At 69.8% G+C, this 21,694-nt stretch carries 18 protein-coding genes; 7 read left to right on the top strand and 11 right to left on the bottom strand.

Features of this window, described 5'->3' with window-relative positions:
* Positions 1-55: 55 nt before the first annotated feature.
* On the bottom strand, positions 56-1,159 hold the full coding sequence (locus tag G3T37_RS10660; RefSeq protein WP_163473882.1) for a substrate-binding domain-containing protein: 1,104 nt from the start codon (positions 1,157-1,159) through the stop codon (positions 56-58).
* Positions 1,160-1,233: 74 nt separating this feature from the next.
* Positions 1,234-2,247: an ABC transporter permease gene (locus tag G3T37_RS10655; RefSeq protein WP_163473881.1), complete on the bottom strand. Its 1,014-nt coding sequence runs from the start codon at positions 2,245-2,247 to the stop codon at positions 1,234-1,236.
* A gap of 491 nt (positions 2,248-2,738) precedes the next feature.
* On the opposite strand from G3T37_RS10655, the gene G3T37_RS10650 reads away from it, so the two are divergent.
* Positions 2,739-3,407, top strand: a complete 669-nt coding sequence (locus G3T37_RS10650; protein ID WP_163473880.1) for a glycosyltransferase family 2 protein — start codon at positions 2,739-2,741, stop codon at positions 3,405-3,407.
* Between the two features lie 44 nt (positions 3,408-3,451).
* Here the strand turns inward: G3T37_RS10650 and G3T37_RS10645 are convergent, their stop codons facing one another.
* Both G3T37_RS10645 and G3T37_RS10640 read right to left on the bottom strand, forming a co-directional pair.
* On the bottom strand, positions 3,452-4,762 hold the full coding sequence (locus G3T37_RS10645) for a nucleotide disphospho-sugar-binding domain-containing protein (RefSeq protein ID WP_163473879.1): 1,311 nt from the start codon (positions 4,760-4,762) through the stop codon (positions 3,452-3,454).
* Complete coding sequence (locus tag G3T37_RS10640) at positions 4,759-6,918, bottom strand: glycosyltransferase (RefSeq protein ID WP_163473878.1); 2,160 nt, start codon at positions 6,916-6,918, stop codon at positions 4,759-4,761. The genes G3T37_RS10645 and G3T37_RS10640 overlap by 4 nt, the downstream gene beginning before the upstream one ends.
* A 158-nt stretch (positions 6,919-7,076) precedes the next feature.
* On the opposite strand from G3T37_RS10640, the gene G3T37_RS10635 reads away from it, so the two are divergent.
* On the top strand, positions 7,077-8,285 hold the full coding sequence (locus tag G3T37_RS10635) for a polysaccharide pyruvyl transferase family protein (protein WP_163473877.1): 1,209 nt from the start codon (positions 7,077-7,079) through the stop codon (positions 8,283-8,285).
* Positions 8,286-8,349: 64 nt separating this feature from the next.
* Here the strand turns inward: G3T37_RS10635 and G3T37_RS10630 are convergent, their stop codons facing one another.
* The 4 genes from G3T37_RS10630 to G3T37_RS10615 are packed head-to-tail and all read right to left on the bottom strand — an operon-like array spanning position 8,350 to position 13,554.
* On the bottom strand, positions 8,350-9,666 hold the full coding sequence (locus tag G3T37_RS10630; RefSeq protein WP_163474123.1) for an ABC transporter substrate-binding protein: 1,317 nt from the start codon (positions 9,664-9,666) through the stop codon (positions 8,350-8,352).
* Positions 9,667-9,704: 38 nt separating this feature from the next.
* Positions 9,705-10,589 carry a carbohydrate ABC transporter permease gene (locus G3T37_RS10625; protein ID WP_206673816.1) on the bottom strand — a complete coding sequence of 295 codons (885 nt, stop codon included), beginning with the start codon at positions 10,587-10,589 and terminating at the stop codon, positions 9,705-9,707.
* Positions 10,586-11,512: a carbohydrate ABC transporter permease gene (locus tag G3T37_RS10620; RefSeq protein WP_163473876.1), complete on the bottom strand. Its 927-nt coding sequence runs from the start codon at positions 11,510-11,512 to the stop codon at positions 10,586-10,588. Before G3T37_RS10620 ends, G3T37_RS10625 begins: the two co-directional genes overlap by 4 nt.
* Positions 11,509-13,554 (bottom strand): beta-galactosidase, encoded by a 2,046-nt coding sequence (locus G3T37_RS10615; RefSeq protein ID WP_163473875.1) that lies wholly within the window; start codon positions 13,552-13,554, stop codon positions 11,509-11,511. The genes G3T37_RS10620 and G3T37_RS10615 overlap by 4 nt, the downstream gene beginning before the upstream one ends.
* A 196-nt stretch (positions 13,555-13,750) precedes the next feature.
* Here G3T37_RS10615 and G3T37_RS10610 point away from each other — a divergent pair, with 196 nt between their 5' ends.
* The gene (locus G3T37_RS10610) at positions 13,751-14,773 is read left to right on the top strand and encodes a LacI family DNA-binding transcriptional regulator (RefSeq protein ID WP_163473874.1); all 1,023 of its coding nucleotides are present in this window, start codon (positions 13,751-13,753) and stop codon (positions 14,771-14,773) included.
* 51 nt (positions 14,774-14,824) lie between these two features.
* Positions 14,825-15,475 (top strand): dienelactone hydrolase family protein, encoded by a 651-nt coding sequence (locus G3T37_RS10605; RefSeq protein WP_163473873.1) that lies wholly within the window; start codon positions 14,825-14,827, stop codon positions 15,473-15,475.
* On the opposite strand, the gene G3T37_RS10600 is transcribed toward G3T37_RS10605, so the two are convergent.
* Entirely contained in the window at positions 15,472-15,999 is a 528-nt protein-coding gene (locus tag G3T37_RS10600) for a DinB family protein (protein ID WP_163473872.1), read from the bottom strand. The genes G3T37_RS10605 and G3T37_RS10600 overlap by 4 nt on opposite strands.
* A 198-nt stretch (positions 16,000-16,197) precedes the next feature.
* On the opposite strand from G3T37_RS10600, the gene G3T37_RS10595 reads away from it, so the two are divergent.
* On the top strand, positions 16,198-16,602 hold the full coding sequence (locus G3T37_RS10595) for a DUF4383 domain-containing protein (RefSeq protein WP_163473871.1): 405 nt from the start codon (positions 16,198-16,200) through the stop codon (positions 16,600-16,602).
* Between the two features lie 32 nt (positions 16,603-16,634).
* Positions 16,635-17,168 (top strand): hypothetical protein, encoded by a 534-nt coding sequence (locus G3T37_RS10590; RefSeq protein ID WP_163473870.1) that lies wholly within the window; start codon positions 16,635-16,637, stop codon positions 17,166-17,168.
* Positions 17,169-17,240: 72 nt separating this feature from the next.
* Here G3T37_RS10590 and G3T37_RS10585 read toward each other — a convergent pair whose 3' ends face one another.
* Positions 17,241-18,527 carry an AAA family ATPase gene (locus G3T37_RS10585; protein ID WP_163473869.1) on the bottom strand — a complete coding sequence of 429 codons (1,287 nt, stop codon included), beginning with the start codon at positions 18,525-18,527 and terminating at the stop codon, positions 17,241-17,243.
* Between the two features lie 128 nt (positions 18,528-18,655).
* Between G3T37_RS10585 and G3T37_RS10580 the strand changes: the two genes are divergently transcribed.
* Positions 18,656-19,633, top strand: a complete 978-nt coding sequence (locus G3T37_RS10580) for a hypothetical protein (RefSeq protein WP_163473868.1) — start codon at positions 18,656-18,658, stop codon at positions 19,631-19,633.
* Here the strand turns inward: G3T37_RS10580 and G3T37_RS10575 are convergent.
* Positions 19,630-21,612, bottom strand: coding sequence for a cytochrome c oxidase assembly protein (locus G3T37_RS10575; protein ID WP_163473867.1), 1,983 nt, complete (start codon positions 21,610-21,612; stop codon positions 19,630-19,632). The genes G3T37_RS10580 and G3T37_RS10575 overlap by 4 nt on opposite strands.
* Between the last annotated feature and the right edge of the window lie 82 nt (positions 21,613-21,694).

The following is a 21,694-nucleotide window of genomic DNA, read 5'->3' as shown; positions in this document are numbered from 1 at the left end:
GGGTACCGGGCCGGCGAAGGGATGCTCCGCCGACCCGGCACGTCACTCGAGGGTGTTACTTGCCGAGCGTCGCCTGGGTTGCACCGGGCATCTGAGCCGACAGGTAGACGTCACCGGGAAGGTTCTTGTCGCACTGCACGCCGTGGGGCTGCTGGCTGACGGAATCTTCGAAGATCGGTCCCTTGAAGGAGTCGGCGGTCGGGATCTCGCCACCGGTGGCCTTCGCCACCGCGTAGTCGACTGCGAGGCGCACGTTGTCGTTACCGGTGGCAACGGTCATGAGCTTGAAGTCGGGGTTCGCGGCGTGGTTGTCCTCCCAGAAGCAGCTCAGCGAGTTGCCGTCGGAGGTGGCGAGGGCGGGAATGGAGCGTCCGCTCTTCGGGAACAGCGGAAGGGCGCTCACCAGGGTGGGTCCGAAGTCGGAGACGATGACGTCGATCTTCGGGTACTTGGCGATGTCAGCGCTCAGCAGCTGCTGAGTGAGGGTCGGGTCCCAGTTGGTGGGCTGGAACGGGGTCTCACCGATGAACGTGTACTTGTCGGAGAGTCCCTTGCGAAGGGCGTTGTACTCCGTCACGCTCTGGCTGTTGCCGGCGGGGCCACCCAGGAACAGGATGTTGCCGCCGTTCGGCACGTTCTTCGTGATCCACGCGGCCCAGTTGTTGCCGTCGTTGGCGAAGTCGTCGCCGATCCACTTGTCGTAGTTGACGCCCGCCTTGCCGCCGGGGAACACGCGGTAGGGAACCGTCACGACGCCGGCCTTGTAGGCGGTCGTGAGGGCCGGGAGGATGGCCTGGCCGGCATCCGGGAAGACCACCATGGCGTTGACGCCGGTGGAGACCATGCCCTTGATGTCGGAGATGGCCTTCTGCACGTTGCCCTGGCCGTCGGCGTACAGGTACTTCGTGACGCTCGGGCACTTGGACGCCTCATCCTTACCGGATGCGGTGGTGACGAGACGCCAGCTGTTGCCGCCGAAGCCGTCGAGGAGTGCGAGCGAGATCTTCTTCGTTCCACACCACGACGGTGCGCCCTTGACGTGGGTGACAGCGCCGCCGGCGGTGCTGCCTCCTCCACCGGTGCTGCTGCAGCCGGAGAGGATGAGCGACACTGCGGCCACTGCGACCGCGAGTGTTCCTAACTTGGTGCGAGGTTTCATTTGGTTTTCCTCCTGTTGAGTCGCAACGCCTCTGTTGCGGGTTCCGACCGAGGTCGGGTTTGTGTGGTGAATGACTAGGGAGTGACCGCGCGGGTGCGACGCGTGAGCGCCGTCCAGATCGCGGCCCAGTTGACGGTGTAGAGCGAGACGCCGACCGCGAGTGCGGCGGCCTGGATGATGATCTGGATGGCCGACGAGACCCCCAGCGAGAAGACGAACTGGTTGAGCTGCTGCAAGAAGATCGCAGCGATCACGGTGGGGATGGCGAAACCACGACCACCGAGAAGAGAGGTGCCGCCGAGCACGACGACGGCCACGGAGGGCAGCAGGTAGGTATCGCCCGCGTAGGCGATCGGCTGCGAGGTGATGCCGGCGATCAGGATGCCCGCCCCGCAGTACAGCAGCTGCGCCCAGATGTACGCCGAGGTCTGGTGCAGCTTCACGCGGAGGCCCATCGCGCGGGCCGCCCGCGGGTTGTCGCCGATGACCTCGAAGCGCCGCCCCGCGACGGTGCGCTTCACGAACACTGCGACGAGCAACAGCGCGGCGAGAGCGAAGAAGACCGCGTTGGGCATGCCGGCCGTCGAGCCGCCGCCGATCGAGGCCAGCAGCGTGGTCGTGATGCGGGGGCGTCCGCCCGAGATCGCGAGGTTGAGGCCGTAGAGCAGCGCGTTGGTGCCCAGGGTGGCGATGATCGGGTTGAGGCCGAGGCCACCGATCATGAGGCCGTTGACGATTCCGGCGGCGATTGCGAAGGCGATCGCCAGGAGGACGGCGGGGCCGAGCATCCCACTGTTGCCGTCTGGCACGTGGGTGACGATGACGACCGCGAGCGACATGGCGCCGGCGACCGAGAGGTCGATGCCGCCCTGCTGCACGACGAGCATCTGGCCGAGGCCGGCGATGGCGAGCACCGAGGCGACGGGCAGCATCGCGGAGAGCGAGGTGGGCGAGATGCTGGACGGCGCGAAGATGCCGCTGATGATGAGGAGGAGCACCGTGGCGCTGCCGATGGTGATGAGTCCCTTGGAGACGTTCACCGGGGAGCTCTTCAGCAGCCCGGTCTCGCGCTTCGTTGCGTCAGCCATGATCTCTCCATGTCAGTCACCAGGTACCTCTGTGTGCCAAGTGTGTTGAGCGCTACTGTACAAAATCGCGCAGGTGTTCACAAGCGCTTTCTTCGACTCCCACCCGAGTTGTTACATTCGGGGGCCCGACGCCACCGCCCACGCCCACGCCCACGCCCACGCGAGTTGGCACTTTTTGTGCAACAAGTTGTTCGTGAGCCGCGTAAATGACAACCGGCGCGGGTTTCCGCGCTCCGTTGGCACTTTTTGCGCCACAAATCGAGGGTGCGGCCGCTGGGCGCGGCCGCGCGGGGTCTGGTCCGGCCGCGCGACCGGTCCACGGGCGTGCGAGCACGGTGACCGCCAATCCGGGCACCCGGTCATCCACCCATCCGGGCACCCGGTCACCCGGTCACTCGGTCATCCACCCACCCGGGCACCCCGGCACCCCGCGCACCCGGGCACGCGGGCGCCCGCGCGCCCCACCCCGCTCCCCCGCCTAGGCTGGTGGGATGCTGTCTGTCGTGATTCCGTGGCGCCCCCAGGCCTCGCGCGTCCCGGCCCTCGAGCTGCTCACCGACTGGTACGAGCGCACGCTGCCCGGTACGGTCATCCGCCTCGTCGACACCGACGACCCGGTCTTCAACCTCGCCCGCTGCCGCAACGCCGGCATGGCCGACGCGGATCCCGACGACGTGGTCGTGATCAACGACGCCGACACGATCCCGGAGCGCGGGCCCCTCCTGCAGGCGGTGTCGGAGGCGGCCACCTCGGGCCTCGTGCACCTCCCCTACACCGAATACCACTGGCTCGGCGCTCGCGGCACCGCCCAGTACGCGTCAGGGATGAGCGCCGAGGACTGCGACTTCGAGCTCGTGCGCGGCGCCTGCTCGGGCGTGTACGTCGCGACCCCGCAGACCTGGTTCAGCCACGGTGGCCAGGATGAGCGCTTCCGGGGGTGGGGTTTCGAGGATGCCGCCTGGTACGTCGCCCACGGCACCCTGCTGGGCGAGCCCCCGCGCCGCCACCACGGTCGCGTGTACGCGCTCCACCACGAGACCCAGCTGCGCGAGGGCCCGCAGTACGACGCGAACGCCGCCCTGATGCAGCGCTACCGCGACGCGGAGTCGTCGGTCGAGGAGATGCGCGAGTTCGTGTTCGGCTCACGCAGCGCCGAGTAACAGGGCTGCCGACCCAGTGGCGCGCGCAGCGCCGAGTAACCGCGCTACCGACCGGGCCGCGCGCGCAACGCCGAGTGGGCCCGCTCCCGCCCGGGCTCCTCGCGCAGCGATCGCCCGAGCGCGGTGAGCCGTTCACGCGCGTCGCCGTCGAGCGCGAGCATGGCCTCGATCGCCGCGCGAAGCTCGTCGTGAGTCGCCGTGTTGGGCGGCAGCGCGACCGCGTACCCCGCCGCCTCCAGCGCGGCGGCGCCGGCGAACTGGTCGGTCGAGAACGGCAGCACCACGAGGGGCACGCCCTGCGTCATCGCCTCGGTGACACTGTTGTTGCCCCCGTGCGTGACGGCGGCCGCGGCCCGCCCGAGCAGGGTCACCTGGGGCAGGAACTCGCGAACCAGCCAGCCCTCGGGCAGCTCTCCGAGCTCCGCGCGGGGGGCCGAGCCGATGGCGACCGCGGCGCGCACCCCGGCATCCGCGAGCGCACGGATGACCCGCGCCTGTACATCCCCGCGCACCGACAGAAAGCTCCCGAAGCTCACGTACACGTACGGCGCGTCGTCCGCCGCCAGCCACTCCCGCACCTCGTCGTCGACGGGTTCCTCGCGCACGGCGGAGCCGAGGTACACGTGCTCACCGAGCAGCGCGGAGCGCTGCGGGGTCGCCAACTCGGCCGGGTAGTTGAGCAGGAGCAGGTCTCCGCGCTCCTCGAACGCCGAGCGCGAGGGCGTCGCCGCGGGGTCGAGTTCGAGCAGCGCCGCGTTCCACTCCGCCGTGAACGAGTCGCTCACCCGGTCGCACAGCGCGCGCAGGGCATCCAGCTCGCTCTGCTCCGGGGTGAAGGCGGCCGGCCAGGCGGGCGGGTAGCCGTACACCTCGTCGCCGACCGGCAGGGCCGAGGGATGCCCGAGCACGACATCCGCGTGCGGGATCCGCCCCGCCACGAGCGCCAGCCGCGCACTGAACGCGAGGTGGTCGACGATGATCGCGTCGGGGCGCAGCTCGGCGACGATCGCCTGCACCTCGCGGGCGGCGCGCACGGGTTCCCACATGAGGTCGCTGAGTCTGGCCTCCGCTTGGAAGGCGAGGGTCTCGACCATGCCACGGCGGGTCGCGTCGAAGAATCCGCGAAGGGCGTCGTCTTCGCCCTTGGGCTGCTCCTCGGCGCGGATGACACCCGGATTGGAGCCCTTCCCGAGTTGCAGGTGCATCCGTTCGAAGCCGAATGACGCGACGATGTCGGCCGTGGCCGGACCGGTCGCGACGATCACGCGCTCCCCCGCGTCGCGCCAGGCGGTGCCGAGCGTGGCGAGCGGGAGCAGATGGGAGGCGTAGTCGGGGCTGATGATCAGCAGGGTCACGGGAGCGGAACCAGCCAGTCGCCGCGCTCGCGCTCCTCGCGGTGCACCCCGTCGTAGACCTCGCTGAGCGAGCGCGCCATGGACTGGATGGTGAAGCTCGCCTCGACGGTGGCGCGGGAGGCGGCGGCACGCTCATCCGTGGTCTCGGACTGCGCCGCGGCGAGCGCCGTCTCCATGGCGGAGCGCAGCTGGCGCACGTCCCAGGTGGGGGCGAGGAAGCCGGTGACGCCCTGCTGCACGTAGGTGGCGGGGCCGCCGCCGTCCGGTGCGACGACGAGCAGGCCGGTCGCCATCGCCTCGAGGAGCGCGATGCCGAACTCCTCCTTGAGGCTGCCGCAGACGTAGGCGCCGCGCGGGGCGGCCCGGCCGGGCAGTCCGAAGCGGGCCGCCGCCACCCAGCGCGCGACCGTGTCGTTGGGCCGGTGGCCGGAGAGCACGAGTCCGTGGGCGAGGCGGTCGTCGGCGGGGATGATCGCGTCCATGAGGCCGAGCTGTTCGCGCTCATCGGCGGAGGGCCGGTCGAGGTTGCCGCCGATGAGGAGCAGGTTCGCGGTCTCCCGAAGCGGGCCGCCCGCCCAGGCCTCGACGATGCTGGCCATGCCCTTCACGCGGTGGAAGCGACCGACGCTGACGAGCAGCGGAAGCTCGCGCCGCTCGGGCGGAAGGCCCTCGAGCAGCGTCGCGAGTTCGGCGAGGGCGGGCGTGGCGGGCCGACCCGCGGCGTGGTCGGCGGCCTCGGCGACGGCACGGTCGACGACATCGAGGTCGATGCCCTCCGGCACGATCGTGTGTCTCTCGGGGTGCGCGGTGATGTCGATCCCCACGAGCTCGCGCATGTCGCGCTGCAGCTGCGGCCTGGGGAACAGCACGGTGTGCGCCGAGTTGGCGGCGAGCTGCTGCACGAGCCGGCTGCGGAACCAGAAGTGGTCGACGAGGTCGGCCTCGCCGAAGTTGGACCGCGTGAGGCGGCCCGCGAGGTCGAGCGAGTTGATGACGGCGTGCGGGTCGGGGGCGACCGTGAACACGACGGGGATGTCCAGCTCCCGCGCCACGTCGAACGCGGCCAGGCTCCCCACGTCGGCCATCCGCAGGTGCAGCATGTCCACGCCTCCCGCCGCGCGGAGCATCCGCCTGATCCCCCGCCGTGCCGTCACCCGCAGCGGCCAGGCGTTCGCGGATTCGACCGGCCCGCGCAGCAGCGGAATCCGGCCGTAGACGTGACCGGCACGGCTGAGTCCGACCTCGCTGACGCTCTCGAGCGCGGAGGCGGCGGTGCCGCGCGACAGGGTGAGCACGCGCGCGACGGGGCCTGCGACGAGGGCGTCGCCGAGGCGCACGAGCAGGGTCGCGATGCCGCCGTTGTCGCCGCTGCCCGCCTGGCTGAGTTCGGCGTCGATGTCGGCGTTGAGGAACAGTTGGGCGATGGTGAGGCCGTCGCGCGGCTCGGCGCCGAAGCCGTACTCGGTGCTGAGGTCGGGCGAGAGGTCGACGACGGCGAGGCGGGCGACGTCGGCGAGGAAGCCGTCGCCCTCGGCGAGCGAGCGCAGTGCCTTCTCGATGGCCGCATCGCCGCGACGCTGCCCGAGGGCCGAGACCGCGGAGACCCGCACCGTCTCGTCCTCGGCGGGGTCGGTGGCGATGCGGAGCAGGGGCCGTGAGGCGATGCGGCCTCGCACGAGGCCGAGCGACTCGACGAGGCGGAACCGCGCGCCCGGGTCATCCAGCCCCAGGAGCGCGCCCTCGAGACCGATCGCGATGTGTTCGGGGCTCGCGGATGACCACTGCTCGAGCGTGCGCTGAGCCAGCATGCCGCCGAACCCGCCGGCCGCGACCTGTCCGATGAGGCGCCCGATCGTGTCGAAGCGCGGCAGTCGCGAACCGAGCGCCCACGCCGCGTGCTCGCGGAGGTAGGGACGGTCGCTGGAGAGCAGTTCGGAGAGTGCGAGGTCGGCCTGCATGTCGAAGACCTCGGCGAGCGCGTGGGTGGCCGCGATCGCCACCACCTGGTCGTCGCTCTGTACGGCCGCGCCGAGCACACGGAGGGTGCGGACGCCGCCGTCGCGACCGGCCTCGAACGCGAGATCGTCGGCCAGTCGCATCGAGTCGACGATGCGGTCGGCCTGCACGACCGCGTCGAGCGATGTTTGGATGCCCATGACGGCGCCCCCTCTCCGGAGCTTGTTCGGAACCCGGCTGCCGCCCGATGGTCCCGGTGCATCCTAGCGAGCGCGGGTGACGCGACGCTGGGGCTTGCGCCCATCGGATAACGTGGTTGCGCTTCGCCGCCGCGAGGCCCCAACCCCGAAGGATGCGCGTGCGAGTTCTCACCATCGGCGATGTCGGCGTCGTCGACGGCATGGTCCACCTCGGCGACGAGGCGATGTTCGAGGCCTTCGTCGACGCGATGCGAGAGCGACGGGATGCCCGCATCACCGGCATCTCGGCGGCCCCGGCCGAGACCTCCGCCCGCTATGGCATCGACGCGATCGCGGGGATCGGGTTCGGCGGCGCTCTCGCCCACGACCGCGCGGCGCAGGCGGACCGCATGTCGCGGGTACTCCGCACGGCCGACGGCACCCTCGGACTCCTCGACGCCGGCGACCCGGCGCACCGGGTGATCGAGGCCGTGCGCGCGAGCGACGCGGTGGCGGTCAGTGGCGGCGGCAACATGGCGTCCACCTGGCCGCTGCACATCTTCGAGCGGGCGACGCTCGCGGAACTCGCGCATCGCCTCGACCGACCGTTCGTCGTCTCCGGCCAGACCCTCGGCCCGGAACTGACGGGCGCCGACCGTGAGCTGCTCGGGGGGCTCCTGCGCCGCGCGCGCCTCGTCGGCCTGCGCGAGGAGCCGTCCCTGCGCCTGGCCCGCGCGCTGGGCGTCGCGGAAGACCGCTCGAGCCACACCCTCGACGACGCGAGCTTCCTGCGCGCGGCCGACTCGTTCGGGGAGCCCGCGTCGGGCATCCTCGTCTCACTCTCGACCCACCTCGGCGGAGCCGATCGCGAGCGCGCCGTGACCGCGATCGCCGCCCTCATCGACCGGGCGGCCGAGCTCACGGGGCTCGATGTGGGCTTCCTCGCCCACTTCGCGTCGGTGCGGTCCGACGCGGTGCGGGGAGACTCTGTTCTGCACGAGGAGGTGCGCGCCCGGATGACCGCCCCCTCGGTCATCCGTCACGTGACGCACGCCCGCCCCGCCGCCGACCTCGCGCGTGCAGCATCGCTCGTCGTCACGAGTCGGTACCATCCCGCCGTCTTCGCGCTGTCGGGGGCGGTGCCGACTCTCGCCCTCCCCGTTGACGAGTACACCTCCGTCAAGCTCGCGGGCGCCCTCGGCAACCTCGGGCAGAACGGGGTGCTGCCCCTTCACGAGCTGCTGGCCTCCGGGGCCTCCACCGCCACGCTCGACCGCGTCGTGGCGGAGGCGGAGACGATCCGTGCCGACGGGCTCGCGCGGCTGCCCGAGGCGCGTCGCGCGGCCGGCGCCTGGTGGGATCGCGTCGCGGCCGCTCTCGGCGACTGACGGCAGGACACTCCCCGCGCCGCGCCCTGAGCGCCGCGCGGGGAGCGTCCCCGTGCTGTGTGAGTTAGCCGTTGACCGGGATCGACTGCGCCTTGAGGGCCGCGATCGTCTTCGCCTGGCCGGCGGCGAGGGCATCCTGCAGGGTTCCGCTGCCCGAGAGCGCGGCGCCGAAGCCGTCGGAGACGTCACTGTAGGTCTGCGTCATGGTCGGGCCCCAGGTGAAGGGGCTGATGACCTTGCCCGCGTCGCCGAAGGTGACGTAGATGGGCTGGTTGTCGTAGAACGGAACGGGCTGCGACAGGGCGGGCAGCTGGTCACCGGCGGTGCTCGCCGGGTAGAGCTGAGCGACCTCGTTGAGCTTGGTCAGCGCCTCGGAGCTCGTGTTGAGCCAGAGGATGAACTTCGCGGCCTCGGCCGGGTGCTTGCTGCCCTTGAAGACGACGCTCGACGAGCCGCCCCACGCGCCGGAGACGTTCGCGCCGGCGGTCCACTGCGGCATGGGGGCCACGGCCCACTTGCCGGAGGTGGTGGGTGCACCGCTCGAGATCGAGTTGGCGCCCCAGACGGCCGAGACCCAGGTCCAGTCCTGGCCCTTGTCGTAGGCGTTGTTCCACTGGTCGGTGAAGCCGGGGATCGTGGAGACGAGCTTCTTCGAGATCAGGTCCTGCCAGTAGGCGGCCACCTTGGTCGACTCGGGAGAGGTCAGGTTGACCGTCCACTTACCGCCGCTCGTCGAGAACCACTGCCCACCGGCCTGCGAGACGAGGCCCGCGAACCAGTTCACGTCACCCTTCGGGAAGTTGGTGATGCTGCCGCCGAGCGCCTTGATCTTGACCGCGTCCGCCGCGTACTCGTCCCAGGTGGTCGGCACGGAGAGGCCGGCCTTCTGGAACAGATCCTTGCGGTAGTACAGCGCCATGGGGCCGGAGTCCTGCGGAATCGCGTAGACCGCGCTCTTCTCGCCGAAGGTGACCTGGTTCCACAGCCCGGTGGAGAACTCCGACTTGGCGGCCTGAACCCCGGCGCACGCGCCGATGTCCTGGAGGCCGCCCTGCACGCGGAACGCGGGGAGGGTGTCGTACTCGATCTGTCCGATGTCGGGCGCGTTGCCGGCCTTCAGCTCGTTGAAGAAGTTCTGGTACGTGCCCGAGTTGCCGTTGGGGCCCGTCTGCACCTTGACCTGGATGTTCGGGTTCTTGGCGTTCCAGAGCGCGACGACCTTGTCCATTCCGGGAACCCAGGTGGTCATGTTGAGCGTCACCTTGCCCTTGGAGGGCGCACAGGCGGCGGCCTGCGACGGCCCTCCCCCGGATGCGGTCGAACACCCGACGAGGGCGACCGACGCGAGCGCGACGACCGCCGCAAAACGTATGTGCTTCATTGCCATGTTTTTTTCCTATCGGTGAGGGATGGTGCGTGTTACTTGAGGCCCCCCGCGCCCAACCCGTTCCTCCAGAAACGCTGGAGGCTGAGGAAGGCCACGAGAAGCGGGATGATCGACACGAAGGCGCCGACCAGGACGAGGGTTCGCAGATCCGGGTAGGTGTTGACCTGCGAGTTCCAGTTGTAGAGACCGAGCGTGACCGGGAAGAGCGACTGGTCGCGCAGCATGATGAGCGGCAGGAAGAAGTTGTTCCAGATGGAGACGAACTGGAACAGGAAGATCGTGACCAGCGCGGGCGACATCAATCGGATCGCGACCGTGAAGAAGGTGCGGATCTCACCCGAGCCGTCGATCCGGGCCGCCTCGATGATCTCGTCGGGCACGCTCGAGGCCGCGTAGATGCGGCTCAGGTACACGCCGAAGGGGCTCACCAGGCTGGGCAGGAAGACCGCCCAGAAGGTGTTCGTCAGACCCACCTGGCTGAAGATGAGGAACAGCGGCAGGGCGAGCGCGGTCGCCGGCACGAGCACGCCGCCGAGGATCGTGTTGAAGATCGCCTCGCGCCCTCTGAAACCGTACTTGCTCAGGGCATAGCCGCACATCGCCGCGAGGATCGTGCCGAGACCACCGGCCACCGTCGCATACACGATGCTGTTGAGCATCCAGCGCGGGAACAGACCGCCGCCGTAGGTGAACAGCGAGCCGATGTTGGCGGCGAAGTCGCTGAGCGAGGTGGGCGTGAACCAGAGCGAGAAGGTGCGGTTGAAGTTGCCGAGCGTCTTCGTCGACGAGATGAGCAGCCACCACACGGGGATGAGGAAGTAGAGCGTGAACACGCCCATGATGAGCATGGCGGCGCCGCGCGAGATGATGCCCTCGCGGGGTCCGCGACCGCGGCCGGTCAGGGCGGCAGCGCTCATGCCTGCACCGCCTTTCGCTGGGTGAGACGGAGGAACACGAAGGAGAGGATGAACGTGGCGATCGCGAGCACGACCGAGAAGGCCGCCGCGAGGTTGACGTTCGGCACCGACGCCGTCGAGTAGACGAGCAGGTTCGGCGTGTAGGTGCTGGAGATCGTCGAGCTGAACTGCTTGAAGACCTCCGGCTCGGTGAGCAGCTGCAGGGTGCCGATGATCGAGAACACCGCGGTCAGCACGAGGGCCGGCGCGATGAGCGGGATCTTGATCGACCAGGCGATGCGGAACTGTCCCGCGCCGTCGAGCCGGGCCGCCTCGTAGATCTCCGTGGGGATCGCGAGCAGCGAGGAGTAGATGATGAGCATGTTGTAGCCCACGTAGACCCAGGTGACGACGTTGGCGATCGACCAGAGCACGGTGCCGCCCGAGAGCAGGTCCACCTGAGAGGTGAGGAGCTTGAACGGCGAGAGGCTCGGCGAGTACAGGTAGCCCCACATGATCGCCGCGATCACGCCCGGCACCGCGTAGGGCGCGAAGAACGCGAGGCGGAAGAAGCGCTTGCCGCGCAGCAGCGGCGAGTCCAAGAGGAGCGCGAACAGCAGCGCGAGGCCGAGCATCACCGGCACCTGCACCACTCCGAAGAGCAGCACCCGTCCGACGGATGCCCAGAAGTCGCTGTTCTGGAACACCAGCGCGTACTGGCTCAGGCCGCCGAAGACGAGCGTCGGCGCCCCGAAGGTGCCGTCGCGGTGGATCACCTGCAGCGACTCCCAGACCGCGTAGATGATCGGCACGAGGTAGAAGGCCAGGAACAGCACGCCGAACGGCGCGATGAGCAGGAACACCGCCCTCTTGTTCCTCAGCCCTCCCCTCTTCTTGCTGCGTGACGGCGCGACATTGCGCACGCCCGTGGCGACACTGCTCATGATCTCTCCCTGTCCTGCCTGATGACGTGCACGGCCCCGGCGGCGAGACGCGAGACGCCGGACTGCGTGGCTCTGCCGACGAGGTCGACGCCCGCGTAGCGGTGCTCGATCTCGTGGTCGTTGTGGTTGATGACGAAGACGTACCGGTGGTCATCCGACTGCCGGACCACGACCTCGACGCCCTCGCCGATGGCGGCGACCGTGGTGGCTCCCGACTCGGCGAGCGCGCGGCGCATGATCGACTCCAGCTCGGCGGGCGCGAGTGCGGTGGCGAGGTACCAGCCCACCCCATCGCCGTGGTCGTTGCGGGTGACGGCGGGGATGCCCGCGAGCGGCCCCTCGGCATACCGAACGACGGCGGCGGCACCCTCCAGGTGGAGCAGTTCGCTCCACAGGGATGCCCGCCCGCCGCCGTCCAGCGCGATGGTCCGCCCGTCGACCATCGGGTAGAACTCTTCGGTGCGCACGCCGAGCAGCGCGCGGAACGCGCCGGGGTAGCCCCCGGGGCGCACGGCGTCGTGCTCGTCGACGATGCCACTGAAGAAACTGATGAGGGCGTGTCCGCCCGCGGCGACGTAGGCGTCGATGACGGCCGCGTCCTCGTCACTCACGAGGTAGAGGCTCGGCACGACCACGAGCCGATAGCCGTCGAGCGAGGCACCGGGCGCGACGATGTCGACCGTCGCCCCGCTCGCCCACAGCGACTCGTAGAGCGCGTGCACCTGCTCCAGGTACTTCACGTCTCCGGAGGGGTGGGCCTCCAGGTCGGTCGCCCACCAGGACTCCCAGCTGAAGACGAGCGCGACATCCGACTGCACGCGGCTTCCGGCGACCTCGCGCATGCGCTGCATGACCGCGCCGAGCTCGGTGACCTCGCCCCAGACGCGCGAGTTCACCCCGGCGTGCGGCAGGAGGGCCGAGTGGAACTTCTCGGTGCCGCGCAGCGAGGCGCGCCACTGGAAGAAGCAGACGCCGTCGGCACCGCGCGCCACGTGGGTGAGGGAGTTGCGCAGCATCTCGCCGGGAGCCTTGGCGATGTTGTGCGGCTGCCAGTTGACGGCGCTCGTGGCCTGCTCCATGAGCAGCCACGCGTCGCCGCCCGCGAGCCCGCGGGTCGTGTCGGCGGCGAAGGAGAGCTCGAGGTGCGGCACGGGCAGGCGGTGGTCGAGGTAGTGGTCGTTCGCGATCACGTCCATCTCGCCGGCCCAGCGCCAGTAGTCCTGGGTGCGGATGTGCGCGGCGACCATGAAGTTGGTGGTGACGGGCAGTTCGCTGTGCTCGCGCAGTACGGCGGCTTCGGCGCGGTAGTAGTCGAGGAGTTCATCCGAGCTGAAGCGGGCGAAGTCGATCGTCTGCGAGGGGTTGATGAAGGAGAGGGTCGCCCGCGGCGGGAGGATCTCGTTCCAACCGGCGTAGTGCTGGCTCCAGAAGGCCGTGCCCCAGGCGTGGTTGAGGCGCTCGATGGTCTCGTAGCGGTCGCGGAGCCAGCGCCGGAACGCCGCCGCCGAGACGTCGCAGTAGCACAGCGCGTTGTGGCAGCCGAGCTCGTTGGAGACGTGCCAGAGGCGCACGCCGGGGTGGCTGCCGTAGCGCTCGGCCGTGGCGGCCACGAGGCGCAGCGCGTACTCGCGGAACACCGGCGAGCTGGGGCACCAGGCCTGTCGGCCACCGGGCCAGCGCGTGGTGCCGTCGGCCACCTGGGGCAGGATCTCGGGATGCTCGGTGCTGAGCCACGGCGGGGGCGACGAGGTGCCGGTGCCCAGGTTGACGCCGATCCCGTTCGCGTGCAGCAGCTCGATGATCTCGTCGAGGTCGTCGAAGCGGAACTCGCCGTTGCGCGGCTCGATGTGCGACCAGCCGAAGACGTTGATGGCGACGAGGTTGACGCCCGCCTCGCGCATGAGCCGGACATCCTCGTACCAGACGGCACGATCCCACTGCTCGGGGTTGTAGTCGCAGCCGAAGACCAGTCCGTCGGTGCCGAGGCCCAGAGGGCTGTTCGGCGCGATCAGGGGCAGGGTCACTGGGGGCCTCGACTTCATTGGCGTGCGGACGGTCGGCGATCGGACGGGGAGCGTCGCCGCCCGCCGTCTGTGAAGGTTCACAGACACTCCCCCACGAGTGATCGAAGGGATTTTCTGTGAACGTTCCCAGAGTAAACACACGAGCGCGATCTTGTCAAAACTATTTCTGCGACAGCGTCGGAACGGGCCTCGGGCGCGCCGCTAAAGTGGGCCTATGGCCCGGGATTCCACACGACCCAGGCGGGCGACCATCCACGACGTGGCCCGCGTCTCCGGCATCTCCCGGGGAACGGTCTCGCGCGTGCTCAACGGCGAGCGCTACGTCTCCGACCAGGCCCGCGTCGCCGTCGAGGCCGCCGTCAAAGAGGTCGGCTACGTGCGCAACACCGCCGCCCGCAACCTCGTCACCCAGCGCTCGCGCGCGGTCGCGCTCGTCGTGCACGAGCCGCACTCGCTCGTGCTCGAAGACCCCAACATCGGCAATATCCTGCTCGGCACCAACGCCGTGCTCTCCGAGGCCGACTACCAGATGGTGACCCTCATCCTCGACTCGCAGCGCGACAGCGACCGGGTGGCCGAGTACCTTCGCGGCGGGTTCGTCGATGGGGCGATCATCCTGTCGGCGCGGTCGGGCGACCCCATCGCGCTCGCGATCGCGCAGCTGGGCATCCCGGCCGCCTTCGTCGGCCACCCCACCGACACCCCCGACGTGCCCTTCATCGGCATCGACAACACGGCGGCCGCCCGGGGCATCACCGAGCGCCTCATGGCGACGGGCCGGCGCCGCATCGGGATGATCGCCGCAGCCCTCGACCGCGACTCGGGCAGCGACCGCCTCTCCGGCTTCACCCTCGCGCTCGGCGACGCCTTCGACCCCGACCTCGTCGTGCGGTACCCGCTCTACAGCTACCAGACGGGGGTGGACGGCATGCGCGAACTCCTCGAGCGCGCCCCCGACATCGACGGCGTCTTCGCCGCGAGCGACGCGGTGGCGGCCGGGGCCATGGACGTGCTGCGCGAGTGGGGTCGTTCCGTGCCCGGGGACATCGGCATCGTCGGCTTCGACGACAGCTCCTGGGCCCTCCGCTGCACCCCCGCGCTCTCCACGGTGCGTCAGCCCGCCGACGCGCTGGGACGCCGAGCCGCCCAGCAGGTGCTCGACCAACTCGCCGGTGCCGAGCCGCCGAGCGGGGGAACGCTGCTCGACACCGAGATCGTCTGGCGCGACTCCGCCTGAGCACGGCGCGGGCACCCGGCTCCCCCGCGACCACCGCCTATTCTGTGGCTCATGGCCGACCACCTGATCCCGATCCCCTCCCCCGGTCAGCCGCTCAGCTTCGGCCGGCCCGGCGACCCGCTCGTGATCCTCGTGCACGACTGGTACGGCCGCCTGCCGGGGCTCGTGGCGCTGGGCGAGGGTCTGGTGCGCGAGGGCTTCCGGGTGGTCATCCCCGACCTCTACTCGGGCGTCGCGACGCTCGATGACGCCGAGGCGGAGGGCCTCATGACCTCGTTGAGCGTCGGGGTCGCCCTCGCCGAGCTCGACGACGTGATCGCGACCGCGCGCGCGGAGGGCTCGAGTCGCGTGGGCGTGGTCGGGTTCTCGATGGGCGGGTGGATCGCTCTGCTGCACGCCCAGGGCGGGTCAGAGGATGCGGTGGTCGCCTACTACTCCACCCTCGCGCCGCGCGACCACGGCGTGATCCCCTCCCCCGTGCTGCTGCAGTTCGCGGAGTTCGACGAGTGGGAGGCCGACGAGACGCCGGAGTCGTTCATCGACCGCCTCCGCGAGCACGGCACCCCTGTCACCGAGTACCGGTACGTCGACACGGTGCACTCCTTCGCCAACGCCGACATCCAGGGCAAGTTCGCGCCGCGCTCAGCCGAACTGGCCTTCGCGCGTACCGCGAACTTCCTGGTGAAGCACCTGCTCGACTAGCCGCGCACGTCCCACAGGTGATGCACCACGTCGTGGATGAAGTACTTCGCGAATGACTCGACCGTGAACGCGGCGCCGTCGCTCCGGCGCCCGGGCCGCGACCACACGGTCTCCCCCGCCGAGGCGACCTCATCGAGATCGGCGGCGAGGGCGGCAGCCGCTTCGGCGATCTCGGCGGCGACCGTCGCGGGGTCCTGAAGGTCGTACCGTTCGGCCACCGCCGTCTCGTCCTGGTCCCAGTTCGGGAACGCGGGGTCGTCCTCCGTGCGCATGAGCGTCAGGCGGTAGCGGCAGATCCGCATCACGTCCCGCACATGTGCGCCGTACTCCAGGGGCGACCACGTCGCGTCGTCCGGGCGCACGCGCACCTCGGGGCGGGCGAGCACGGCGGGCCAGCGGGCGGCCGTAGCGCGGAGCATCCCGGCCACGTCGGTCGCCGCGAAGGAGGCGGCGTCGAAGCCGCACTCGGGGCAGGGGCGCTCCAGCACCCAGGTCCAGCTCTTGGTCTCAGGAACGATCGGCATGTCTCAAGGATGCCCGCCTCCGGGCCGCGCTGACCCCCGGACTCGCTCGCACCCCCGCACTGGGGCGCGAACCGCACGTCGAATGGCACAAAATCGTCGATCTCGCCGAGCGGAACGCTCACCAATCGTCCAGCCGTCGCAGAACGAACACCCAGTACAACGGCGAACACGGGTTCGCCATCAGGAGGAGGCAACACCATGTCCAGCTCACCCAACCGCTTGCTCGCCGTCATCTTCGGCGCGGTCTACCTGCTCGTCGGCCTGCTCGGCTTCGCCTACACCGGCGGCGTCGGGTTCCTCGCGACCCAGGGCGGCCTCATCCTCGGAATCTTCGAGGTGAACATCCTGCACAACATCGTCCACCTGCTGATCGGTGCGGCGCTGCTGATCGCCGGCCTCGCCAGCGTGCCCGCGGCGAAGGGGCTCAACACGACGGTGGGCGCGGTCTACCTGCTCGTGGGCATCCTCGGACTGTTCCTCGTCGGGTCGTCGCTCAACATCCTCGCGCTCAACGCGGCCGACAACGTGCTGCACTTCGCGAGCGCGATCGTGCTCCTCGCCGTCGGCCTGGGAGCCGACAAGCGCAGCCGCGCCGCGGTCTGACGACGAACGCCGAAGCGGAGGGGAGAGCAGCCGTGTCCACCATCATGAGAACCTGGCTGGCCTTCGCGGCCATCGGAGCGGGGATCATCCACCTCGCCCTCGTGATCAGCTCTCCCCTCCCCGTGGCGCTCGCGCTCCTGGCGGTCGGAGCCCTCGAGACGGCCTGGGGCGCGCTCGTCCTGGCGCGGGGGCGGATCGCACGGCCGCGGGCCGTCCTGTTCTCGGCTCTCCTGCCCGTGCTCGGCTGGGCGATCCTCGTCACGCTGTCGACCGTGTTCGTGCGGCCCGACCTCGCCTCGCCCCTCGGCTTCATTCCGATGGGCATCGCGAGCGTCCTCGACCTCGCCGTGGCACTCGCGCTCGCCATCGCACTGCGGCGCGGCGCCGACCCGGCAGCGCACGGCCGCGAACTCCCCGCCGGACGGTATCTTCTCGGACTCCTCGCCGGCGCCCTGCTCGTCGGCACGCTCACGACTCCGGCACTCGCGAGCACGCAGGCCGGTCAGCACGCCCACCATCACGGCGGGCCCGCCTTCGTGCTGGATGACCCGCACGCCGGTCACTGAGCCCGCCCGCTGCTCCCCCGCACCCCGCGCCCGCGGCGCGTCCCGGTCAGCGCGTCGCGCCGACCCCGCCCGCTACGCCTCGATCGCGGGAATCGGCGCCGCGCGCGACATGAACCGCAGCACGTTCTCGTCGACGATGATGTCGGAGGGACGCAAGGGGCGTGACAGATAGAGCCCGTCGAGCCGGCTGATCCGGCTGAGCGCCACATAGGTCTGGCCGGGTGCGAACGACCGCGTGCCGAGGTCGACGATCGCGCTGTCGTAGGTCTTGCCCTGCGACTTGTGGATGGTGACGGCCCAGGCGAGACGCAGCGGAAACTGCGTGAACTCGGCGACGATGTCCTTCTTCAGCGATTTGGTTAGTGGAGAGTACGAATATCTGTATTTCTCCCACACGGCCGGCTGCACCTCGTGCTGCTCGCCGTCGACCTCCACCCAGACCGTCGAATCGATCTTGGTCACGGTTCCGATCGAGCCGTTCACCCAGCGCTGATCCGAGTCGTTCCGCAGAAACATGACCTGGGCGCCCACCTTCAACTCCAGCGCCTCGTCGGCGGGATAGGAGCGGCCGCCGAACTCCCCACTCAGGTCTGCCCGGGCCGTGCGCACCCGACCGGGGAGGCGCGCCAGCTGGGTCGCGTTGATACGCGTGACGGTCGCGTTCGTCGTCGCGAGCGTGATCGTGCCGTCCGTGGGTGCGGGACGCGCGCCCATCTCGTTGAGGCGCGCCGCGATCTCGGCGGTCACGCGACCGTGTCGCACCGCGTTGAGCATCCACTTGAACTCGTCCTCGTGCTGACGGTGGATCGTCGAGAGCTCGTAGATGAGCAGGTCGGTCTGGCTCCAGACCTTCGCGTCGAAGAACCACATCGAGCGGTACTGGTCCTCGAAATACGCGCGCTCGTCGCCGTCGCCCGGCACCGGGGCGAGCTGATACGGGTCGCCGAAGAGCACGATCTGCACCCCGCCGAACGGCTCGCGCGGGCGCGCCCGCGCCTGACGCAGACTCCGATCCACGGCGTCCAGCAGGTCGGCGTTCACCATGGAGACCTCGTCGATGACGACCGTCTCGATCGTGCCGAGAAGCTTGCGCAACTCGTTGCTCTGCTCGATCTCGTGATCGGCGATCACGCCGATCGGCAGGCGGAACAGCGAGTGGATCGTCTGGCCGCCCACGTTGAGCGCGGCGACCCCGGTGGGCGCGCAGATGACGATCTGCTTGGATGTGTTCCACGAGAGGTGGTTCAGCAGAGTCGACTTGCCCGTGCCCGCCCGACCCGTGACGAAGATGTTCTCCCGCGTCGTCTCGATCGCGTCGAACACCGCCTGCTGCTCCGGCGAGAGCGCGATGTCAGACACGTGGCCTCCCCGGGATCGAAACGGACCCCACAAGGCTACCCGCGCCCGCGGCTCGCCACGCGCCCGCCTCCACCGCCCGACCGACCCGCCGCCCGCGGGAGCCCAGCACCCGACCGTAGGATGTGGGCATGAAGCGCGCCCTCGTACTCTGGACGGTCGCCTTCGCTCTCCTGCTCATCGCCTTCGCGATCACCGTCGCGAGTCTGAACGCGACGGTGTACAGCGCGCAGGGGTTCGCGCGCAGCTACCTCGACGCCCTCGCCCGCCACGACGCCACGACGGCGAGCGAGATGCCGGGGGTGAGCGCGCCCAAGGGGGTGCCGACCGACCTGCTGTCGGCCAGCGCGCTCGGCACCATCACGAGCATCCGCCATGACAGCCCGGATGCGGTGGCCGGCCGAATCCACGACGTCGCCTTCTCGCTGCGGCTGAACGGCGCACCCGCCACCACCCATTTTCGGGTCGAGCAGTCGGGCGCCTTCCTCGGCCTCTTCCCGCAGTGGCGCTTCGCGAGCTCGCCGCTCGCCACGGTGTCGGTGACGGTGCTCCACGACACGCGCTTCCGCGTGAATGGACTGCCGATCACGAGCTCGGCCTCCAGCGCGGCCGCCTCCGCGCCCTACGTCGTGTTCTCCCCCGGCGCCTACGTCTTCGACCACGTGTCGACCTATCTCACCGCGTCGCGCGTGACCGTCCCGATCACCCAGCCCGGCTCCGTCACTCCCGTGCAGGTCAATGTGCAGGCGAACACGGCGTTCGTCGCCCAGGTGAATCACGAGCTGCACGGCTACCTCGCGCAGTGCGCCACGCAGCAGGTGCTCCTCCCCACCGCCTGCCCGTTCGGCAAGACCTTCGACAACCGCGTCGACAGCCTCCCCCGCTGGACCATCTCACGCTACCCCTCCGTCACCATCGTGCCCGGGCGCTCGGTGGGCAAGTGGCTCGTGCCCACCACCGGGGCCGCCGCTCACCTGAAGGTCAAAGTGCAGTCCCTCTACGACGGCTCGATCAACACCTTCGACCGCGATGTGCCGTTCGACGTCTCCTACGCCATCACGGTCTCGGCGGATGACCAGCTCACGATCCGCGAGATCAACGCGCCCTAGCGTCCCGTCGTCTGCCGCGCCCGCTTGGCGAGCATCGCGTTGTACGCCTCGAGTTCGGCGTCGCCGTCGCGGTCGGCCTTGCGGTCGTACCGCTTCGACTCCTTCGCGTCGTTCCGGCTCCACATGATCGCCACCGCGATGGCGAGGCAGATCGTCGGGATCTCACCGATACTCCAGGCGATCCCTCCCCCGGTCTGCTGGTCCGACAGCGCCGGGATGGCCGCCCCCCAGCCCATCGCGCCGTACCAGTCGGCCAGCAGCAGCCCCGAGCCCGTCATCAGGGTCAGCCCGAAGAACGCGTGGAACGCCATCGTTCCGAGCAGGATGATCAGTCGCATGGGGTACGGCGCCCGGTACGGCGAGGGGTCCACACCGATGAGCGCCTGCACGAACAGGTACCCGGTGAGCAGGAAGTGGATGATCATCCACTCGTGGCCCACATGGTCGGTCGTCGCCCAGCTGAAGATCGGCGTGTAGTAGAAGACGATGAGCGACCCGGCGAAGAGCACCGCCGCGACGATCGGGTTGGCGAGTACCGCGAAGTACCGCGAGTGCACGAGCAGCAGGATCCACTCGCGTGCGCCGCGGCTGCCGTCGTCGCGCTTGCGGATGGCGCGCAGCGCGAGGGTGATCGGCGCCCCGGGAACCAGCAGCAGCGGAATGGCCATGGCGAGCAGCATGTGGCCGAGCATGTGAGCGCTGAAGAGGTACTCCTGGTAGACGTTCACGCCGCCGCTCGTGATCCAGAACAGGCCCAGCAGGCCGGCCACCCAGAGCACCGTGCGGTACACCGGCCAGCGGTCGCCGCGCCGGCGCAGCCGCACCACGCCCGCGAGGTAGAAGAAGATGCCGAAGCCGCACACCAGAAACCACAGCAGGTCGATGTTCCACTGCGTCAGGTAGTTCGCGAAGCTCGGCAGCGGTGGGAGCGGTCGATTGGTGAGCACCTCGGCCGGTGTCGGGTTCGCGATCTGCGACACCCGGTCGATGATCTTGGGGTCGGCGGTCCGCGCGAGCGCTGCCGCGGTGCCCTCTGCGAGCCCCATGAACGCGAGTTCCGCGGCGATCAGCCACCAGAAGTAGCGACGGAGCCCCGTGGGATTCGCCGTGATCCGCCCCACGAGGAATCGCCGCTGCACGAGACCGAAGAGGCCGAGCGCCCCGATCGCCGCGACCTTCACGAGCACGAGGATCCCGTAGGGGGTCAACAGATTGGGCAGCGTGATGATGCGGATCTCGGCGTTCACGTAGCCGGAGACCGCGACCACGACGAAGGAGATGAGCGCGAGCGTCGAGTAGCGCTCCAGCACCGGCCCGATCCGCCCCGACTCCAGCGTCGACCGAGACAGGATGACCGTGAGCAGTCCCCCGAGCCACACCGCCGCGAACACGATGTGCAGCCAGATCGAGGTGGTCGCCGCGTCGTGGCTCGAGCTGTCGCCCGCGTGACCCTGCAGCGCCATCGGCACGAGCCCGAACGCCGTCGCGATCACCAGGAGGGCGATGACGCCCTGATTCCGCACGGCGAAGCAGAGCACAGTGAGCACGGCCGCGATGAGGGTCGTGGCGAGCCACGCCTGCCCGATCGAGTAGCCGGTCACGAAGGTGGAGAGCACGTCTCCGAACTGGGCACCGACGCTGAACGTCTGCCCCGAGACGCTCATGAAGGTGAAGAATCCGGTGACGGTGGCCGCCACGGTGAACACCGCGGCGGAGGCCGCGGCGACGTCGAGGGCCCGCCCGTACTCGGGGCGGTCGGCGTCGAAAGCGAAGGCGGCGAGCACGAGGGAGCCGAGGGTGCCGGCCACCGCCAGGTTGACGAGCATCTTTGCGATGGGCAACCCGTACCGCACCACGGCGCCGGGATCGAGCGCGAGGCCCGCGTTCGCGCCTCCGCCGTACGCCAATGCGGCGAGGAGGGCGGCGAAGGAGGCCAGCAGGAGCGCTGCCGGGCCCGCGACGCGAGAAAGTCGGAGCACCGCTTCAGCCTAGGCGAGGGCGGCTGGGCACGACATGAACGAGGGGGCGACGACCATTCGGTCGCACCCCCTCGATCAGTGA

The organism is Galbitalea soli (assembly GCF_010686725.1).
GTDB classification, from domain to species: domain Bacteria; phylum Actinomycetota; class Actinomycetes; order Actinomycetales; family Microbacteriaceae; genus Galbitalea; species Galbitalea soli.
The sequence above is the reverse complement of the archived record's forward strand: the minus strand, read 5'-3'. Positions and strand labels throughout refer to the sequence as shown.

Excerpts from the sequence above, each read along its gene's own strand:
- G3T37_RS10660 (WP_163473882.1), bottom strand. The coding sequence starts at position 1,159 with ATGAAACCTCGCACCAAGTTAGGAACACTCGCGGTCGCAGTGGCCGCA.
- G3T37_RS10595 (WP_163473871.1), top strand. The coding sequence starts at position 16,198 with ATGTCCAGCTCACCCAACCGCTTGCTCGCCGTCATCTTCGGCGCGGTC.
- G3T37_RS10605 (WP_163473873.1), top strand. The coding sequence starts at position 14,825 with ATGGCCGACCACCTGATCCCGATCCCCTCCCCCGGTCAGCCGCTCAGC.
- G3T37_RS10580 (WP_163473868.1), top strand. The coding sequence starts at position 18,656 with ATGAAGCGCGCCCTCGTACTCTGGACGGTCGCCTTCGCTCTCCTGCTC.
- G3T37_RS10630 (WP_163474123.1), bottom strand. The coding sequence starts at position 9,666 with ATGAAGCACATACGTTTTGCGGCGGTCGTCGCGCTCGCGTCGGTCGCC.
- G3T37_RS10655 (WP_163473881.1), bottom strand. The coding sequence starts at position 2,247 with ATGGCTGACGCAACGAAGCGCGAGACCGGGCTGCTGAAGAGCTCCCCG.
- G3T37_RS10650 (WP_163473880.1), top strand. The coding sequence starts at position 2,739 with ATGCTGTCTGTCGTGATTCCGTGGCGCCCCCAGGCCTCGCGCGTCCCG.
- G3T37_RS10615 (WP_163473875.1), bottom strand. The coding sequence starts at position 13,554 with ATGAAGTCGAGGCCCCCAGTGACCCTGCCCCTGATCGCGCCGAACAGC.
- G3T37_RS10640 (WP_163473878.1), bottom strand. The coding sequence starts at position 6,918 with ATGGGCATCCAAACATCGCTCGACGCGGTCGTGCAGGCCGACCGCATC.
- G3T37_RS10600 (WP_163473872.1), bottom strand. The coding sequence starts at position 15,999 with ATGCCGATCGTTCCTGAGACCAAGAGCTGGACCTGGGTGCTGGAGCGC.
- G3T37_RS10620 (WP_163473876.1), bottom strand. The coding sequence starts at position 11,512 with ATGAGCAGTGTCGCCACGGGCGTGCGCAATGTCGCGCCGTCACGCAGC.
- G3T37_RS10625 (WP_206673816.1), bottom strand. The coding sequence starts at position 10,589 with ATGAGCGCTGCCGCCCTGACCGGCCGCGGTCGCGGACCCCGCGAGGGC.
- G3T37_RS10610 (WP_163473874.1), top strand. The coding sequence starts at position 13,751 with ATGGCCCGGGATTCCACACGACCCAGGCGGGCGACCATCCACGACGTG.